We start from the raw sequence: 15,074 nt of genomic DNA on the forward strand, positions 1-15,074 counted from the left end.
AGAACCTAGTCGTCCAGCGGATTTTCGCCTCTCGTCGTTCTGCGCTTGGGTTGCTGAACGACACTTTCTCCAAATTTCCTTCAGAAATTTGGAGAAAGCCTTTGCCGCTCGTTACTTCTCTCGCTGGCTTTGCCGCTTCTTCCGCTACTTGTTGTAGTTCGGTTCCCAGTCGCCTTTGCCGCCGGGGAGGAGATCGAGGAGGCCCCACAGCGCGCAGTAGTCGTCGCCAGGGCCGAAGTAGGATTGGGCGTGGCGGGTGATCGAGCCATCGGCGTTCTTCTTGAGGGCGGTAACACCGGGCCAGGTGCCCCATTCGGCATCGAAGCCAAAGTCTTTGACCAGCGAGGTGCCGTCGAGGCTGACACACGGGAATTCCCAATCTCGGCTTCCGGTGAACTGAGCCATTTTATGCGCGGGATCGGGTGAGGTGAGGACGAAGGCGCACTTGGTCTTGAGGTACGGCCAAAACGCATTGAAGCCATCGGCCCAGAGCGTGCAGTACGAGCAACCGGAGCCCATGTTGTGGATCAGAAGCATCTCGTCGTATTCGCCGAAGAGATCGGACAGCTTGACCGAAGTGCCATCGGCGCGCTTTAGTTCGTAATCCTGGACGGGGTCGGCTGGGGCAGAGCGGCGGAGTTCGGCCAATCGAACTTTTTGTTCCTCGATTTCCTTTTCGAGGGCTTTGATTTCTTCGGTGATCATCTTAGTTGGTATTGTGCGGGTTTTCGCAGAGGAGCGCAACCCGGTAGGGCTGTAGTTCCGCGGTCATGACGCCGTTGACGATGGCGGGGTCGCTATCGACGATGCTCTGGGCTTCTTCGTCGGATTCGGCGGCGATGATGCCGATGCCGATGGTCTTTTCGACAGGGCCGAAGGTGCGACCGGCGAGGAGCATTTTGCCCTCGGCCACAAGCCGTTGGCAGTAGGCGAAATGTTCGCCCACGACCCGGGTCTCCTCGTCGGTAAGCCCGTCGGAAAGCATTTCGTAGCGGGTTGGGCGCAAGACGATGAGGTGGGGCCAGCGGTTCATTTTTTGTCTAGGTCGGCGGTCCGAGCGATGGAATAGATTTTGCCGTCTTCGGTGACCTGGAAGTCTACAATCCAAGTGGTTTTGTCGTCGTAAACGCGGTAGCGGAGGACGGTATCCGGCTTCTCGGGATGGCTAGAGATGAACTCCATCTTCTTGGTGTTAACGCAGTTGGCGAAGGTCGGCAGGACCATTCGTCCGCGCCCGGTGGCGAGGCGAAGTTGCATGTCCTCGTGGAAGCGCGGACTCTTGATGTCGCCCTTACCGAGGTCGATGAGTCCGGCCATGAGCTCCTCGGTTTCCTTGGGGTTAGGATCGGTGGTCGAGATTTGCGGCTTGCGGACCAGGCTCGGATCCATGATGCGGGCGATGCCAGCAGCGAAGCCGTCGCCGCCCACCGGATAGAGGTTACACAGCATGTAGATTTCGATCCGCTGTTTGGGGAAGGTGGAAATGGTGCCCGAGAAGCCGACGGAGTTGCCGCCGTGGGTGATCTGCGGCGAGCCCTCGATCGAATTGGTCATCCACCCGGCACCATAGCCGGTCTTGCGTCCGCTGGTGACGAGTGAGGCGGTCTGCATGAACCTGACTGTGCTTTTTTTGACGACCTTTCCAGCTTCGAACTCCTCGGTCCACTTGCGAAGGTCGTCGACGGTTGAGAACTCGCCGCCATCGGAGGGAGTGGGCGAGACGCCGCCGGTGCCCGCGTCCTGAAGCTTATTTTCGATAAAGAAGTAGCCGGTGGCGCTCCGTTCGGGAAGAGGTTTTCCTGCCTCTTTGAAGCCGGTGTCGGTGAGGCCAAGCCGCTTGAAGACCCGCTCGGTGGCGATTTCACGGTAAGGCTTGCCGATGATTTTTTCGAGGATGAGGCCGAGGATGACGAAATTAGTGTTCGAGTACTGATACATGCGTCCCGAAGGGAAGTCGAGGTCGAGTTTGTACATCGTGTCCTTCCAGGTTTGCTGGTTGTAAGTGTCCATGAGGCCGACGCCGGGCACGAGCGCGTAATCCGGGAGGCCGGACTGATGGGAGATCAGTTGGTGGACTGTGATGTCCTTCCATTTTTCGGGGAAATCGGGGAGGATGTCTTTGACCTTTTGGTCGAGCTTGATCTTGGTCTGCTCGACCAACTGCATGATGAGTGCGGCGGTGTAGGTCTTGCCGATGGAGCCGATGTCGAAGCGGTCGGTGACTTGGGTTGGCGTCTTCTTTTCGTCGTTCGAGACTCCGTAGGCTTGCTCCTTGAAAGTCTTGCCGTCTTTGACGATGAGGAGGGCGAGGCCGGGGATGTGCTGGCGCGCCATCTCGGATTCGACGTATTGGTCGATGGCGTCCTTTTGAAGGACGGAGAGAGGAAGGACGAGCGAAGCGAGAGTCATCGAACTGATTACCGTGGGCTGGTGGTGGATGGTTCCCGAGCGTTATTACCAAGCGTCGAGGTCATCGCCGAGGAGTCCGCGATAGGTGACGAGTTGGGCGGTGTGATACCACTCATGGGCGGCGATGTTCCTCAGGACTTCGCTTCTTGGGCATTCGGTTAGGCGAAGGGCCTCCCACCACTTTTCGGGGCTTTCGACGTTTATTTCGAGTTCATCCTCGGTCATCGAGTCGATGTAGGCGAAGGTGGTTTCGCGGATATTAGCGAGGACGGCTCTGGATTCAGTGAGGGTGGTGGTTTCTAGGTCGAAGGAGGGCGGATCGTCGTCTGGCCAGGTTCCGGTCTTGAGCCAGATGACGGCTTCGCGGTCTTTGTCGGCGATTTCGAGGATTTGTCCGGAGACGGTTTTTAGTCCGGGATTTGGACACCAATTCATTTGGTCGTCGGTGAAGCGGTCGAGGGTTTTGTCGAGGTCTCGGCGCACGGAGTTGAAGCGTGCTTTGAGGAGTTCGTGCGTGGTCATGAGTTCATTTTGCCACGTCGATGTTTGGCGAATTGGCCCTCACCCGTCTCCTGACATGGGTCAGGAGACACCCATCCATTTTTGCTTTGCGAGGAATCAGAGCGGGACCTTGCGGACTGGCCCTCACCCGTCTCCTGACATGGGTCAGGAGACACCCTCTCCCAATTTCCTTCGGAGAATTAGGAGAGGGTTTTGGTTCTTACTCTCGTCGCAGCGCGACGATGGGGTCGAGGCGAGAGGCAGAGAGGGCAGGGTAGAAGCCGAATATGACGCCAATGAAGGCGGAGAACATCATGGCTCCAACGGCTGCCGATAGCGGGAACGGGGTGGCGAGGCCGCTTTCATTCGGCCATTTCATCTGCTGAGTGGCTAGGGTGACCACGGTCCCGAAGCCGTAGGCGATGCCCATTCCAATCAGGCCGCCGACGAGCGCAAGGGTTGCGGATTCGACGATGAATTGGAGCAAGATGAGGCTTCGCTTTGCGCCGAGCGCCTTCCGAAGGCCAATCTCACGCGTCCTCTCGGTGACCGATACCAGCATGATGTTCATGATGCCGATACCGCCGACAAGGAGGCTAAGTGCGGCGATGGCGGAGAGGAGCAGGCCCGCGGAGGCGATGAGGCTGTTGAAGACACCAAGGATGGATTCGGCGCTATCGACTCGGTAGATCTTCTTGTTTCCGCTTTTGAGCATCAAGGCTTTCCAGATGTCGTCCATCGCGACGTCGGGTTTGACGCCATCCTTTGGCGTGGCCTGAATGTAGTTGAGCTTGTTGCCGCCGACCCATTTGCTTTGGGCGGAGGTGTAGGGAATATAGATGTCCTTGCCGTTGGATTGGCCAAAGATGGTCTGCTTTTTGGCGACGCCGATGACCTCGACGGTGATGCCGGCCAGCGTGATCAGTTGGCCTTCGGCGGGATTGCTCCCAAATAGCTGGGTCTTGACGTCGATGCCGATAACGGCCACGTTGGCGCGGTCGTCGACCTCTTCCTGCGTGTAGAATCGACCGCTTTCGAGTTCGGTACCGTTGAGCTTAAAGGACTGGATGCTACCGCCGTAGACGCGCGGACTATCGAGAGTTTTGTCCTCGAAGGTCGCCTTTTGGGCGGGCACCATCACGGACGGCGAAATGATATCGAGGCTGGAACATCGGTCGCGCAGGTACTGCAGATCGTCGGTCTTGAGGCCGTCGAATTTGCCCATCGACTGACCGCGCTGGCGAAAACCGGGGTCGAACATGATGGTGATGGTCTTTGCGCCGATCTTGCTGAACTGGTTGGTCATGTACGACTGAAAACCGTTCGAGATCATGACCGTCATTGTGACGGCCATGACCCCGATGATCACGCCAAACATGGTGAGGAATGCACGAAGCTTGTGGAGCCGGAGCATGTCGAGCGCGACGAGGACGCTCTGTAACAGGCTCATTTCTTGTCTCCGCCGCCTTTGCTGGCACCACCGCCTCCACTATTTCCGCCATTAGCACCGTTTCCACTTCCGTTGCCGTTTCCGCTACTGCTGTTGTTGCTACCGGACGAGTCGTCATCCGGGCCCATCTGCATGAAGCCCTTGCGGCTTGGTCCCTTGAATTCCGGTTTGACGACCTTGTCGCCTTCCTTGACGCCATCGAGGATTTCGATACGGCTGCTGGTGACGAGTCCGACCTTCAGCTTCTGGCGCTGAGGCTTGGACTTGGGATCCTTGGGGTTGGCGGCGGGGAAGTAGGCGTAGTAATCGTCGCCGTCCTTCTCGGTGTATTCGATGGGCAGGAAGATGACATTCTTCTTGCTGGCCACGGGCATGGTGCATCGGGCGCTCATACCGGACTTGAGGGCCGGGTCGACGTGGTCGAGCATGATTTCGACCTCGTACTTGACGACGGTGTCGCTGCCGACAAGAGTTGTGGTGCCTTCGACGACCTGTCGAGCGGGAGCGATTTTGCTGATCTTGCCAGTGAGGGTCTTGCCGGGAATAGCGTCGACGTTTATATCGGCGGGCATGCCGATCGAGAGTCGGGCGACGTCGATTTCGTTAACGGCGAGCTTGACTCGCATCTGAGTTCGGTCCTCGATGCGAACGATGGTGCTACCGGAGCCGAACTGGCCAAGACCCGTGGCGTTTTCACCCTCCTGCAGGAGCCGCTTGGTGACGATGCCGGCGATTGGGGATCGGACCTCGGTCTCGCGCATCAGACGCTCGGTTTCGGCGAGCGAGGACTGCAACTGCATGACGGTGGCTTCGTTTTGAAGTTTGCCTTTTTCCAGCAGAGCAGGGTCGGCGAGGCCAGCCTGAGCCGATTCGAGTTGAGCTTTAGCGGTCGCGAGGTCCTGCTGCTTGGTTTTGAGGGTGTAAAGGTTGGCCTGGGCGCGCTTGAGGGCGGCGCGGTTGGCCTTGATGGTCTCCTCGGCGCGGGCGAGGTCGGCGGCGAAGCCGGCATCGGTGCGGTCGTAGGCAACCTTAGCCTCGAGATAGCGGGAGCGGGCGTTGTCCAGCGTGAGCTTGGCGGATTCGACGACCTTGGCGGCGACATAGCCCTGCTTTAGGAGGTCCTGCTGTCGGTTGTAGTCGATCTCGGCATTCTTGAGGTTTTGATCGGCCTGATCGAGGTTGGACTTGGCGGTCGCGAGTTGGGTTGGTTGAGAATTCTTGACGAGGCGGTCTCGATCCTGGATCGAGGCTTCGAGATTGGCCTGGGCTTGAGCGATGTCGGCCTGGAGCAGGGTAGGCGACGTTTTGAGTTCGAGTTCAAGCTGGGCGACTCTGGCCTGGGCCTCTTCGACGGATGCCTTGGCGGTCTTCTTTCTTTGCGCGATCTCGATGGAGGCGCGGTCCACCTGGCTTTGGGCGCCCATCAACTGAGCCTTGTTCGAGTCGAGCTGGAGTTGAGTCGGCTTGGGGTCGATGACGGCGAGGAGATCACCGACTTTGACGACGGACCCTTCGTCTACATAGAGCTTAGCGATTCGGCCAGTGACTTGTGGTTTCGCTTCGACGGTTTTGACGGCTTCGACGGTGCCGGTTTCGATAATCGTAATTGAGACATCACCCCGCGATACCGTCAGCGGTACCTCGGGTGCGGCTTGTTCACGCTTGCCGCAACCAACAACGGCAAGCGCCAAAATGCCGACAGCAACCATGCTTGAGTAATTCTTCATCCCTTTCCCTACCTAACCAATATGGAGGATACGCAGAATCGGTTGCAAGGGTGCCGTAAGACCTAACGAAAACTCCACACTTTATGCGGGTCGGGCGGGAGCTTTTTGTTATCGGGGACCATCAGGTACACGGTTCGGTCGGAATAACACCAGGCGCGCTCGAAATCGTCGCGCTTGTAGGTTTTTCGGACCCCGGTTTTGAAGGCAGGGTCGTTGAAAATGGGAGTGCCGTCGTCCTGAAAACCGACGACAATGACGAGGTGGCCGCCCTGGCGACCGGTGTTTTTGCCTTCGAGGATGTCGAGGCTGACGGAGCAGGCGACGGGAATTCCGGCTTTTGTGAGCATTTCCAGGTCTTCGATGGAGGTGAAGCGGGAAACGCAGGCGCGGAGGCCAGAGAAGGAACCGAAGTAGGCGGTGTTGAAAGGCCAGTTTCCCGCGCCGTCGTAGACGGGATCCCAGACATTGGCTTCAACCTCGGGCACATCGTGGTCGATTTCGGGTCGCTTCAGGACCTTAGAATAGTGCCAAAGGAGCATCGAAGTGCTGGTGGCGGAGCAGAGCACGCCGCCGTTCGGGTAGTTGTTTTGGGCTCGCTGGGGGACGTCGGTGAGGCTTCCCCAGTAGGGACTGGTGGGCCAGCTTTCGTACTCGTGGACGGTTGAGGTGTCCGAAAAGCAAAGCGTAAGGAGCTTGAGTTTGGGCTGAGGGCTTTGTCCGCGGGACTTGAGGGTGACCTTGAGGTCAACCGAATCGGTGGGCTTTGCGGCGCGGAAGGTGTCGGTGAGGACGTTGCCATCGTCGTCCTTCTGCTTTTCGGTGCTTTGTCGGGGCGACCAGTCTTTGTCGCCGGACCAATCGCCGAGCACGAACCATTTGCTCTTGCCGGTCGGCGTGTTGACGCGGAGCTCGATGCGGATGGCGCCGTTGGCGGCGTTGTCGAAATTCCAACTGGGGATGACCTCGTTGAAGGTGATTCCGGGTTTAATGTTATTGAATTCGCGGTGGACTTCGCCGGTCTCGGGGAAGTTGACGCGGAGCGGAACACGCACTAGGCGAGCAACGGAAGGGGTGTTGGCGAGGGCCGCAAGGCCAAGGGCGACTGCACCGACCATACGTTTCTTTTACCCGATCTCCTACTACCCGTAGCAAAAAGGAATTCGGTTCGTGTAATATCTATAGTTCGCGGGCTTCCGCGTGAAACTTTGTCATGGCGACTTATCGAGGAAGAAAAACTGACATTTGCCGAGCTGTCGGCTACGATATCTGGGGACGGCCGAAGAGCCCTGCCTCCAAGCGTGCCTATAAGGTTGGCCAGCACGGCCCTAACCAGCGCGACAACAACCGACGTTCGGAGTATGGCGAGCAGCTTTTGGCCAAGCAGGTCATCCGCCGCTACTACAACATGCTCGAGAAGCAGTTCTCGAACACATTCCGAAAGGCTCAGCGAATGAGCGGCAACACCAGCCTTAACTTCCTTCGCCTCCTTGAGATGCGACTTGCGACGGCGGTTTGGCGACTTGGCTATGCGAAGACGATCTTCCAGGCCCGCCAGATGGTCAGCCACTGCCACGTTCTCGTCAACGGCAAGGTTGTGAACATTGCTTCGTTCCAACTGAAGGTTGGCGACGTGATCGAGGTTCGCGATCGAAAGTCGAGCCGAGACATCGCGAAGAACAACCACTTCGAAGCCGCTGCGGTTCCGGCCTACATGGAAGCCGACGTCCAGCACTTCAAGGGCAAGGTTATCGCCTTGCCGGAGCGTGAAGACTTTCCGAAGTTCTTCCAAGAACAGCAGGTCGTCGAGTTCTACGCACGTTAAGATTTCGTCGTCAAAGTTTCGAAAAGCCTCGGCCTGTGTGGTCGGGGCTTTTTTGTTCGTCATTTAGTTTGGAATGTAAAATACAAAAAAACATTGTATAATACTTACATGGCTAAGCTTCATAGCGGAAGAACTTTGCGAATTGCCGATGAAGTGTTTTTGGTCGTCGCGACACTCCACCATGAGAACCCGGCAGTCCTAGATTTTTCCAACTCAGAAATTCTTGAGAAGGCTCAGGAGATGAAGCTCAGTGGTGCCATTCGCGCTGGTTTTATGACACATGTAAGTTCGCACTGTGTTGCGAACAAAAAGCCGAGCCCAGATAACGAGCAGATGTTGTTTGCCACGGGCCATGGCCGTCGTCGTCTCTTGCAGAAGACTGATGTGGTCCATCCAATGCGGAATGGTCGAATCTTTCCGAATTTGGCCGACATCGATCCAGAGTTCTTTGAGCTTGTCGAATGGGCAAAGCAAAGGTATGAGAGTTCCGGTAGGGCCAAAAGCAAGTTTTCTGGCTTGCTGGGGCTGGCAGGTACGGGACGAGAGCTGTGGGCCAACGAGCACGCCGACGAGTATGTTGCTCGGTTGAGGAGCGATTGGGAGTGAGCCGCGTCTTCTTTGACACCAATCTGTTTATTTATTTGATTGAGAACGTTGGTCCGCTAGGAGAGTCAACGATCGATTTGGTTCGACGCATGGAAGCGCGAGAAGACGACTTGGTTACTTCAGCTCTGACTATCGGTGAGGTGTTCGTAAAACCCATAGCTCAGAAGAGTGCTGCTCTGCTAAGCACGTATCAGTCCTTCCTTGGCTCGGGTGAAATTGAGGTCGTCAGCTTCGATCAGAAGGCGGCGCTTATCTACGCACAAATCAGGCAAGACAGAGCCATCAAGTCTCCAGACTCCATCCAGTTGGCGTGCGCGGCGGCCGCCCAGTGCGACTTGTTTGTGACCAACGATGAAAGGCTGAGCCGGAAGGTGATCCCAGGGATTCAATTCATCACTTCGCTGGAGCGGGTTCCGATCTAGATTCGCAACGACGTTTGATCTCTTCCATCACTCTGCGGTGAACCTGCTCGACAACGGTGTTGTTGATAAGTCCCCAATACCAGGCAGGGAAGAGATTGTAGCGGTACCGACTGGTCCCGATAAGTCTTGTGCGACCGTTGCCCAGGTCAATGAGCTGAAATTCGCCCCATTCGACATCGAAATAGCCGTGTTCATGTGGCGCGTGGACTTGGCCGAAAGGATTCGTTTCCTTGAGTGGCGGGGGCGTTTCGACGACGTCAAAACGAAGTCGTTTGAATGGTTCGACCTCGGTGACGATCTCGGTCATCGTGCCGGTCGAAAGGACGCACTCGCGCTTCGCACCAACTGTGTTTGCCTCCGAACACACTTCTGTTGGGTAGGCAACACCCGTCCTCAGCACGAGACTCTTGGGTGCCTCAAGGGTCTTAAGGTTAAAGAGGTATGGCCAGATTGCCTCCTTCGGCGCCTTGATGACTAACTCGGTAGATTCAGATTGATGGACGACTGGTTCGCGATGAAAGCAGGTCGAGACCGCGATAATAGGAAGCATCGGGACTATCGATACCATCATGGGCTTATTCTTGCCGAACTGGGATTGAACATAACAACCAAGACGAGCTCCGAGAGCCATACACGGGTAGGCGATTGGAAATGCCATGAGCATGCAGACAATGCCTTCGAGGACAAAAACGAGAAGTAGAAGAGTAACGCACAGGTAAATCCATAAAGCAATGTGCCAGATTCGCCATGTTTCATCGACAGACTTGCGAAACGCATACAGCCCGGCGGTAAAGCCGGCAAATACGGGCACGACTATAAAGAGGCCGTAACCATACAAGCTGGCAGACTGGCCGCTTTCCCTAATAATTGCGTAACAGAGGATCGCAAGGGCACCGCCGCAAAGGGTGCCAATCAGCCCACTAACGGCGTCGTCGTCGCTACGACGATTTGAGCGATAGGCTTTGTTATTGCGCATACCTGCATCATAACTCAAATGTGTTCAGTAATTTCAATTATAATTGAAATTACTGAATTTTGTGCTACAGTGTTACTTTGCTGAGTAAGTCGGGGCCGAAGCGGACGAAGTCGCCGCGGGCATCGGTGACGATTCCTTGTGTGCGGAGGTTGTCGCAGAGTTTGGGGGCGTCGTCCGAATGGACGAGGGCGTAGGCTCCCCAATGCTTAGGATTTTGAGGTTGGAAAACCTCTAGGTCTCGACGGCGCAGGCTTTCGCGGATTGAGTCGAGGAGTTCGAGCGTGTAGGCGCGGATTCTCTCGACGCCGACTTTGTGGGTGAATTCGAGTCCGGGAGTGGCTTGGTAGGCGGTGAGGACCGGCGGGGTGCTTTCGAGCCAGCCATCGCCACCGGGCCAGGTGTCGGCGGTCTCCGGTCGCAAGTATTGAAACGTATCCTTTTTGGCGAACCATCCAGTGTCGAGCGTACGACGGCCCTCGGCGAGGATGCGCGGGTGGATGGCCAGGTAGCAGGCTCCGGGGCCGCCGCGGAGATATTTGTAGCATCCGCCGATGCAGAAGTCCGCATCGAAGGCGTTCATCGAGAAAGGGAAGACGCCGATGGCGTGGTAGACGTCGAGAAGGACCAGCGCCCCGCAGGCATGGGCTTTGGTGACGACCTGGTCGAGGTCTTGCAGAACTTGGCCGGTGCCGAAGAAGACGGCGGAGACGACGACGAGATCGGTGGAGTCATCGATGGCTCGTAAGATGTCGCTGGCCTGGAAAGTGGGTACGGGGCCTTCGGCGTCTCTGGGCTCGATCCAGCGAACGGTAGTACGGCCCTGCTGGGAGTAAGTTTTAAGGATAAAGTCAATGCTGTCGAACTCGCCTCGGGTGGTGACGACGTTGATTTTGCGGTCGCCTGGGAAAGAGTTAAGGACGGCGCGAAGGCCCTGCCCGGCGGAGGTCTTGGGGACAACGGCACTCGGATCGTTGAGGTCGAGGAGTTTGGCGATGAGGGACCGATATTTGTGGGCTTCGCCCATCCAGTGCTCGTCGGACCAGGCTTCGTCGAGTTTGTCGGCCCAAAGCGCGGCTCCACGGGCGATATTGTCGAATGTCTGATCGAGCGGGCGTCCGAGGGAATGATTGGCGAGGTATTCGACGCCTTCATGGGCTTTGAGGACGCGTGAGAAGAGGGGCCGGATTTCGCGGTCGACGAGGTCTTTTTTCAGCGGGCAATTTGGTAAGTTCATTTCGCACTCACCCGGTTCGCCGCCAGGTTGTGTGTGGGACTACAATCTTTCATGTGGCGGCTCACCGGCCTCTCCATCCAGAGAGGCATCTTTGTGTGGCCATACTTGTACGCGCTTAGCATATCAACTTTGCTATCCAGAGAATACTCGTTTCCAGGAAGACGACTCTGTCGGTTTCGGCTGATGTCGCCCTCCCCGATGCGGTTCTAGGTTTCATGGATGCAGTCGCGAAAGTCTCCATAACTAGTGTGTCGTAAACACTCTGCCAGCCAGCAGGAGTTGTCACACTTGAGCGAACGCGGAGAGAGGTTAGGTGAGTTGAGTCGAAGACGTTCGGGGCTAAGCAATCAGGTTTTGAGAGTTAATAAAAGTTCCTTCTTGATTATTTCCTCGACACCCAGTAGTATTGAGAGAGAGGTTATGTTCCTTAGAATGAGAAATGCAAAGCTTTACTTTGGTGCGCTAGTCACATTGGCTACGACAAGCGCTTTCGCTCAAACGGTCTATTACGGTGGGGATTGGAATGGTGGAAATAATTTGGAGGCTCAGTATAACTATGTGTCCGAATCCTTCAATTCAGTTGTCTATGATGACTTTACGTTGACCTCGCCGAACTCAATTGATGGAATTTTTGGCAACTTCATTGATGACACCGGAACATTTTCGTCTCACCAGCTTTACTGGGAAATTCGATCTGATATTTCGGCTGGTAATGGCGGAACGCTCGTCCATGCCGGCACGATTAGCTCGGCAACGGTGACAGGAACCGGAATATTTAACGGCAATGTTCCGATCAATCGGTACGAAAGTGCAGTCGATCCTTTTGTCTTGTCGGCAGGCACCTACTTTCTAGGAATAGCCGTTAACCATCCGCCCGATCAAACATTTCTGTGTGCGACTTCAGGGCAGAATTCGGTAGGAATTCCATTCCAAAATGGCAACTCATTTTGGAATGCTCCAGGGCTCTTTGAGAATTTCTCACCGACATCGGACCTCTTTGGCCATCCAGTCGATTTCTCGATGGGACTCAAAGGTTCTGCTGTCGTACCAGAGCCTACGTCTCTTGTCGCTCTAGCGTTCAGCCTTTCGGTTTTCGCGAGAAGAAGAGCCAAAGTCTCCAAATAGGGCCGGTTACTCCAAATCTTTATCTTCGACCTCGGTTCGGACGGACCAGAGTTCGGGGAAGAGGTGGACGCGGGTGCGTTCGCGTAGATAGGACGCGCCTGGCGAGCCGCCGGTGCCTTGCTTGAATCCGATGATTCGTTCGACGGTCTGCATGTGGCGGAACCTCCAGAGTTGGAACATCTGGTCGATGTCGATCAGTTTTTCGCACATCTCGTAGGCCGACCAGTGTAAACGTGGGTTGTCGTAGATCTTTTTGAAGACGCCGACGAGGGCCTTGCATTCCTCACGCTGGACCGAGAAGTCGCGTTCGACGCATTCCTTGGGAATGTCGATGCCTTTTCGGTCGAGGTGGCGGAGAAATTCTTCGTAAATGCTTGGGTTTTGGAGGTCGGTTTGAAGCTGAGAATAGATCTCGGGGCGCTGTTTGAGCTGTTCGAGAACCTGCTTATCCTTGTTGCCCAGAATGTATTCGATCGTACGGTATTGGTAGGACTGGAATCCGCTGGCGCGGCCCAGGCCTTTGCGAAAGAGCGCGTAGTCGCTGGGGGTCATGGTTTCGAGCACGGCCCACTGCTCGAACATCATGCGCATGATCTGCTTAACCCGCGAGAGTACTTTGAACGAGGGTTCGAGCTCGTCGGATTGGATGCACGAGAGCGCCATCCTCAGTTCGTGGACTACCAGCTTCATCCAGAGCTCGGAGGTTTGGTGCTGGATGATGAACAGCATCTCGTCGTGCTGTTTGGATTTCGGCTTTTGGGCCGAAAGGATCGGATCGAGGCAGAGGTATCCGCCGTAATCCGATTCGCTGGTGAGTCCTAGTTGGGGTTTTTGCGACATTGCAGGTTAGTTAGAAGGGTACCGGGTTGAGATCGGGATTTGGTGTTTTCTGGGTTGGTCGAGAGTTTGGTGTCGGCGGCAATCATGCGGTTCGCTCCAAATTGGCTTTGCCTTTCCTCTCATCCGGTTCGTCGTCGCTAACTCCTCACCGACTTCTCTATCCAGAGAAGTATCTTATGAGGTCGGAAACTCACAGTCTCCATTTGAGCGAAATGTGGTCGGTTCACTTTATTTCCGTGTCTCCGTGCCGGTGTACTTTGAACCTCAGAACCTCTGCCTGAGGATTCAAAAGGTGTGCTCTGGCCTCAGCAGTAAGGTTGCGGTTCAACGATCCACGTGGCCCGCGAGATTAGGGCGAGACAAGTCTCGCCCTTGAAAGCGCCGATAAATTCGCGCACTCTAGTCTTCGGCTTCCACTTCTGCGCCAGCCGAGTCCGGGCGCATGTACGGGAACAGCAGGATTTCGCGCAACGTGTTCGAACCCGTCAGCATCATCGCCATGCGGTCGAGGCCGATGCCACAACCGCCGGTGGGCGGCATGCCGCACTCCAGCGCGTACAGGAATTCCTCATCCATCGGGTGGGCTTCCTCATCTCCAGCGGCGGCTTCTTCGACTTGAAATTCGAACCGTTCCCGCTGGTCGATCGGGTCGTTGATTTCGCTGAAGGAGTTGCACACTTCGGCGCACAGAATGTAGCCCTCGAAGCGCCGCGTGAACCGAGGATCGGAGGGATCCTTTTTGGCGAGCGGTGAAATCTCAAGCGGGTAGCCGATGACGAACGTCGGCTGGATGAGCGTCGGCTCGACGTAGACCTCCAACAGTTTTTCGAGGAGGCCACCGAGGTTTCGCTCCTCGCCGGGAACCACGCGCTTACCGGTGACCGGGTTCATGCGAGCGCCGGGGCCTAGGGCCTCGACGGCCGTCGAAAGCTCTAGCAACTGCTCGCGGTACACGCCCGCGTGCTTGGCGATCTCGTCGAGCATATCGACGCGAGCCCACGGCTTGCCGAAGTCGATGGTCACGTAGCCATCCTCGTGCGGAATGTCGATCGAAGTGTTGCCGAACACGCTGAACGCCACGTACTTGAAGCAGTTCTCGACGTGGGTCATCATGTCCTCAAGGTTTGCGTAGGCCTCGTAGAACTCCAGCAATGTGAATTCGGGGTTGTGCTTGTAGCTGACGCCCTCGTTGCGGAAGACGCGCCCAATCTCGTACACCTTCGGCACATCGCCGCAGATGATCCTCTTGAGGTAGAGTTCCAGCGAAATGCGGAGCTTAACGTCCACGTCGTACTCGTTGTAATGGGTGACGAAGGGCCGCGCCGCCGCACCGCCGGCTTCTTGCTGAAGGAGCGGCGTTTCGACTTCGAGGTACCCGCAGTCGTTGAAGTACGACCGAACGGCCGATACGATTCGGGCTCGGTTGAGGAGCTTGACGCGCCCTTCCTTGTTCGCCATCAGGTCGAGGTGACGATGGCGGTTTCGGATTTCGACATCCTGCAGGCCGGAGAAGACGTGGCCGTCCTTTTCCTTACCGAGCGGAAGCGGGTGAAGCGCCTTGCTAAGCGGGTGGAACTTGGAGACGTGGATGGACTTCTCGCCGGTCTTGGTGACGAACAGCTCGCCTTCGACGCCGATGTGGTCGCCAAGGTCGAGAAGCTTGTAGGCTTCGTAGGCGTCTTCGCCTAGTTCATCCTTACGGAAGTAGGCTTGAATTTTGCCGTCGCCGTCGCTGATGTGGGCAAAGCCAGCCTTGCCCATGTCTCGGTAAGAAGCGATGCGCCCCGCGAAGGAAACCGGAGCCCCTTCGGTAAAGTCATCGAGCAGTTTATCGGCCGATTTAGGAGTGTCCCAGCGCTCGACTTTATACGGGTCGAACCCTAGTTGACGCAGGCGCTGGAGCTTGTCCAGGCGAATATCCCAAATAGACTCTTCGTTGCTCATAGGCTTGAGCCTAAGAGT

General features: G+C 56.3%; 15 protein-coding genes. 4 read left to right on the forward strand and 11 right to left on the reverse strand.

What is annotated here, in order from left to right; all coding sequences use genetic code 11:
• Positions 1–144 precede the first annotated feature (144 nt).
• From GC165_10565 to GC165_10595, 7 genes are all read right to left on the reverse strand, one after another.
• Positions 145–705: a DUF899 domain-containing protein gene (locus GC165_10565; protein MBI1333308.1), complete on the reverse strand. Its 561-nt coding sequence runs from the start codon at positions 703–705 to the stop codon at positions 145–147.
• A gap of 1 nt (position 706) precedes the next feature.
• The gene (locus GC165_10570; GenBank protein MBI1333309.1) at positions 707–1,033 is read right to left on the reverse strand and encodes a hypothetical protein; all 327 of its coding nucleotides are present in this window, start codon (positions 1,031–1,033) and stop codon (positions 707–709) included.
• The gene (locus GC165_10575) at positions 1,030–2,409 is read right to left on the reverse strand and encodes a serine hydrolase (protein ID MBI1333310.1); all 1,380 of its coding nucleotides are present in this window, start codon (positions 2,407–2,409) and stop codon (positions 1,030–1,032) included. The genes GC165_10570 and GC165_10575 overlap by 4 nt, the downstream gene beginning before the upstream one ends.
• 45 nt (positions 2,410–2,454) lie before the next feature.
• Positions 2,455–2,931, reverse strand: coding sequence for a hypothetical protein (locus GC165_10580; GenBank protein MBI1333311.1), 477 nt, complete (start codon positions 2,929–2,931; stop codon positions 2,455–2,457).
• A 199-nt stretch (positions 2,932–3,130) separates the two neighbouring features.
• On the reverse strand, positions 3,131–4,360 hold the full coding sequence (locus GC165_10585) for an FtsX-like permease family protein (protein MBI1333312.1): 1,230 nt from the start codon (positions 4,358–4,360) through the stop codon (positions 3,131–3,133).
• Positions 4,357–6,087, reverse strand: a complete 1,731-nt coding sequence (locus GC165_10590) for an HlyD family efflux transporter periplasmic adaptor subunit (GenBank protein ID MBI1333313.1) — start codon at positions 6,085–6,087, stop codon at positions 4,357–4,359. The genes GC165_10585 and GC165_10590 overlap by 4 nt, the downstream gene beginning before the upstream one ends.
• 62 nt (positions 6,088–6,149) lie before the next feature.
• Positions 6,150–7,202, reverse strand: coding sequence for a hypothetical protein (locus GC165_10595; protein MBI1333314.1), 1,053 nt, complete (start codon positions 7,200–7,202; stop codon positions 6,150–6,152).
• A gap of 95 nt (positions 7,203–7,297) precedes the next feature.
• Here GC165_10595 and rpsD point away from each other — a divergent pair, with 95 nt between their 5' ends.
• The 3 genes from rpsD (at position 7,298) to GC165_10610 (ending at position 8,937) form a co-directional block, all read left to right on the forward strand.
• Entirely contained in the window at positions 7,298–7,909 is a 612-nt protein-coding gene (gene rpsD, locus GC165_10600; protein MBI1333315.1) for a 30S ribosomal protein S4, read from the forward strand.
• Between the two features lie 108 nt (positions 7,910–8,017).
• Positions 8,018–8,515 carry a hypothetical protein gene (locus GC165_10605; GenBank protein MBI1333316.1) on the forward strand — a complete coding sequence of 166 codons (498 nt, stop codon included), beginning with the start codon at positions 8,018–8,020 and terminating at the stop codon, positions 8,513–8,515.
• Entirely contained in the window at positions 8,458–8,937 is a 480-nt protein-coding gene (locus GC165_10610; protein MBI1333317.1) for a PIN domain-containing protein, read from the forward strand. Before GC165_10605 ends, GC165_10610 begins: the two co-directional genes overlap by 58 nt.
• On the opposite strand, the gene GC165_10615 is transcribed toward GC165_10610, so the two are convergent.
• Positions 8,909–9,913, reverse strand: coding sequence for a hypothetical protein (locus tag GC165_10615; protein ID MBI1333318.1), 1,005 nt, complete (start codon positions 9,911–9,913; stop codon positions 8,909–8,911). The two genes, GC165_10610 and GC165_10615, sit on opposite strands and share 29 nt — an antisense overlap.
• 64 nt (positions 9,914–9,977) lie before the next feature.
• Positions 9,978–11,147, reverse strand: coding sequence for an aminotransferase class V-fold PLP-dependent enzyme (locus GC165_10620; GenBank protein ID MBI1333319.1), 1,170 nt, complete (start codon positions 11,145–11,147; stop codon positions 9,978–9,980).
• A 420-nt stretch (positions 11,148–11,567) separates the two neighbouring features.
• Between GC165_10620 and GC165_10625 the strand changes: the two genes are divergently transcribed.
• Positions 11,568–12,272: a PEP-CTERM sorting domain-containing protein gene (locus GC165_10625; GenBank protein MBI1333320.1), complete on the forward strand. Its 705-nt coding sequence runs from the start codon at positions 11,568–11,570 to the stop codon at positions 12,270–12,272.
• A 6-nt stretch (positions 12,273–12,278) separates the two neighbouring features.
• Here the strand turns inward: GC165_10625 and GC165_10630 are convergent, their stop codons facing one another.
• Positions 12,279–13,112 carry a tryptophan 2,3-dioxygenase gene (locus GC165_10630; GenBank protein ID MBI1333321.1) on the reverse strand — a complete coding sequence of 278 codons (834 nt, stop codon included), beginning with the start codon at positions 13,110–13,112 and terminating at the stop codon, positions 12,279–12,281.
• Between the two features lie 399 nt (positions 13,113–13,511).
• Entirely contained in the window at positions 13,512–15,056 is a 1,545-nt protein-coding gene (gene lysS / locus GC165_10635) for a lysine--tRNA ligase (protein MBI1333322.1), read from the reverse strand.
• Between the last annotated feature and the right edge of the window lie 18 nt (positions 15,057–15,074).

Source organism: Armatimonadota bacterium (assembly GCA_016125185.1).
GTDB lineage: Bacteria > Armatimonadota > Fimbriimonadia > Fimbriimonadales > Fimbriimonadaceae > Fimbriimonas.

Excerpts from the sequence above, each read along its gene's own strand:
- GC165_10565 (MBI1333308.1), bottom strand. The coding sequence starts at position 705 with ATGATCACCGAAGAAATCAAAGCCCTCGAAAAGGAAATCGAGGAACAA.
- GC165_10570 (MBI1333309.1), bottom strand. The coding sequence starts at position 1,033 with ATGAACCGCTGGCCCCACCTCATCGTCTTGCGCCCAACCCGCTACGAA.
- GC165_10575 (MBI1333310.1), bottom strand. The coding sequence starts at position 2,409 with ATGACTCTCGCTTCGCTCGTCCTTCCTCTCTCCGTCCTTCAAAAGGAC.
- GC165_10580 (MBI1333311.1), bottom strand. The coding sequence starts at position 2,931 with ATGACCACGCACGAACTCCTCAAAGCACGCTTCAACTCCGTGCGCCGA.
- GC165_10585 (MBI1333312.1), bottom strand. The coding sequence starts at position 4,360 with ATGAGCCTGTTACAGAGCGTCCTCGTCGCGCTCGACATGCTCCGGCTC.
- GC165_10590 (MBI1333313.1), bottom strand. The coding sequence starts at position 6,087 with ATGAAGAATTACTCAAGCATGGTTGCTGTCGGCATTTTGGCGCTTGCC.
- GC165_10595 (MBI1333314.1), bottom strand. The coding sequence starts at position 7,202 with ATGGTCGGTGCAGTCGCCCTTGGCCTTGCGGCCCTCGCCAACACCCCT.
- rpsD (MBI1333315.1), top strand. The coding sequence starts at position 7,298 with ATGGCGACTTATCGAGGAAGAAAAACTGACATTTGCCGAGCTGTCGGC.
- GC165_10605 (MBI1333316.1), top strand. The coding sequence starts at position 8,018 with ATGGCTAAGCTTCATAGCGGAAGAACTTTGCGAATTGCCGATGAAGTG.
- GC165_10615 (MBI1333318.1), bottom strand. The coding sequence starts at position 9,913 with ATGCGCAATAACAAAGCCTATCGCTCAAATCGTCGTAGCGACGACGAC.
- GC165_10620 (MBI1333319.1), bottom strand. The coding sequence starts at position 11,147 with ATGAACTTACCAAATTGCCCGCTGAAAAAAGACCTCGTCGACCGCGAA.
- GC165_10625 (MBI1333320.1), top strand. The coding sequence starts at position 11,568 with ATGTTCCTTAGAATGAGAAATGCAAAGCTTTACTTTGGTGCGCTAGTC.
- GC165_10630 (MBI1333321.1), bottom strand. The coding sequence starts at position 13,112 with ATGTCGCAAAAACCCCAACTAGGACTCACCAGCGAATCGGATTACGGC.
- lysS (MBI1333322.1), bottom strand. The coding sequence starts at position 15,056 with ATGAGCAACGAAGAGTCTATTTGGGATATTCGCCTGGACAAGCTCCAG.